Annotated in this window: 2 protein-coding genes; both read right to left on the reverse strand. The window is 33.0% G+C overall.

Features of this window, described 5'->3' with window-relative positions:
* Positions 1-495 precede the first annotated feature (495 nt).
* Positions 496-1101, reverse strand: a complete 606-nt coding sequence (locus tag ES676_RS14515; RefSeq protein WP_148371042.1) for a DUF6705 family protein — start codon at positions 1099-1101, stop codon at positions 496-498.
* 10 nt (positions 1102-1111) lie between these two features.
* Positions 1112-2121, reverse strand: a 1010-nt coding sequence (locus ES676_RS14820; protein ID WP_215731662.1) for a hypothetical protein, incomplete at its 5' end; no start/stop codon positions are given.

Raw genomic sequence — 2121 nt, forward strand, 5'->3', positions numbered from 1 at the left:
TTATTAATCTTAGATATTTTAAACTTTGGGCTTAGACTATTTTCTGCTTGTGAACTCCGTGTAAAATCATCCTCTTTTTGGCAACTAGATAACACAAATGTAACCCCGAAGAACAACATTACTAGTTGTAAATACTGTTTACATTTTCTTTTTTTCAATCGTTTGGTTGGTTTTAAAAATTAGTGATTTTAACTATTAAAAACCAAGTATATAATAATAATAATAATAACAATCTCACAATACCTTTTTGTACCATTCATCGAAAACTACAACTTATTTGCACTTTTCGTTACGGCAAAAACCGTAATTGGAGTGAAAACTCACTTTTAAATATTAAAAAAAGCCACTATTTGCGTAATGGCTTTTTTAGCTTTATTATTTCAATAGTGTTAACTAATAGAATTATTTGTGTAATATTCTGCTTTTAATCCGCAGATATCAAACAAGAAGCAAATTATAAGTTAGGTTCTGATAGTCTTTTTTTATGTATAGTTTTTATTGTTTTGTTAATATTATATCTGTTGGAATATTAAATTCTGTTGGTTGGTCAGTTCCATACATTCCTTGTGGTAATGTCACCTTCCATTCCATTTGCGAAGGTATAGTACTTGGAATAATATCTAGTTTTAAGATCCCTCTTACACCAGTTATATATTTTGGATTGTATACTACACTATTGTCGTATACTGTTCCATCAAAATTCATTCCATCAACACCTCTCCCACTTATAACTGGAAACCAATCAGAGGTAGACTGGCCTATCTTTTTTTGAGAAGTATAAATGACAGTTTCTAATTGTTGACCTGATTGACCGAGTTGCACCATCTCATAATGGCCCTTAATTTGGTCCCAATAAAAAGAAGGTCTATTTCCGTTTTCGTTCTCAACTTGTTCTTCTTTCCATAAGGTAACCCGAAATATTTGATTGCCATTTTGCCATTCCCAAGTGCCGAGAAAAGGTGCAAAGTTATTGTTCAAATCTTTAAAGTATTTTGCTTCATTGTTCCCATCATTAAACGTTGATGCATCAACTATTTGTTGGGCTTTGCAAGAAGTTATGGTAATGATAATAATTATTAATGTTGTTAATATATTTTTCATTTTATTTATTTTAATTACAATTTATTGGAGTTACGTCTGTATTGTTTGTTTCAAGTTTAAGTTTGGTAAAATTATCAAATGTGGCATCAACTTCAAAAATTTCAACGCCAGCATCATTATCCCTTAACATCTGTAAAAATGCTTTTTGTACTTTATCATTATCTGTATTTGTGTTTTTGATGACAGCTGCATTATCTCCATAAAATTTATCAAATACACTACTTACTTTTAGCATCTTTGGGACATCAACTTGAGTACCTTGTGAACCACTTGGTTGATATAAAAAGTTTGTTAGTTTCGAAGCATCCTCAATGGTCAAAGCGTAACGAGTACCTTTAGCGGTTATCAAAAAGGCGACAAACTTATTTGTCTTTATTTTGCCATTCTCAACTGCTCTAGCCATTAGAGCCAAATCATCCCAAGAAAAAATGGAGTACGTTCCGCTGGCATCGTGAGTATGAGCAAAAGTAATATAGGCGTTAGCTGGATTGTTGTTAAAATTGATAATACCTCCAACTCCTTGCGGAATGGTATTAATTGTACTGCTAGCTTTATCTATATATATTCCATTTTCAACTTGTTGGTTTACTGTTCCCGCTAAATTAATAAGGGCTTGTTTATAATTAGGATAATCTAGAAATAATTTTGTTATTTTATCACAAGGGCCTGGTTTATATTCCTCTGGACAATCATCACCTCTACAAGGTGTTGTTGGTGTTGTAACGCCTCCATTGCTTGATGAACCACCACTACCACCGTTATTGGTTTGGCCTCCATTTGTATCCCCAGTGTTTGTAGATTCAGTATCATTACCCACTGGTTCGCCAGAATCTCCCAAGCTTCCTGCACCACCTCCTCCGCTGGGCGTGCAAGTTTCTGTAATTACTATACTATAAAAATCAATACCACAATCACCATAACCTATAGAATCATTATGATCACCAGAACTACAATATTCTTCAATTGTATAAGTACAGCCTTCTTTACTCAAAAATCCAGTTACAAAACTGTCGTTATCGA

This window comes from Bizionia saleffrena (genome assembly GCF_008086175.1).
GTDB classification, from domain to species: Bacteria; Bacteroidota; Bacteroidia; order Flavobacteriales; family Flavobacteriaceae; genus Bizionia; species Bizionia saleffrena.

Excerpts from the sequence above, each read along its gene's own strand:
- ES676_RS14515 (WP_148371042.1), bottom strand. The coding sequence starts at position 1,101 with ATGAAAAATATATTAACAACATTAATAATTATTATCATTACCATAACT.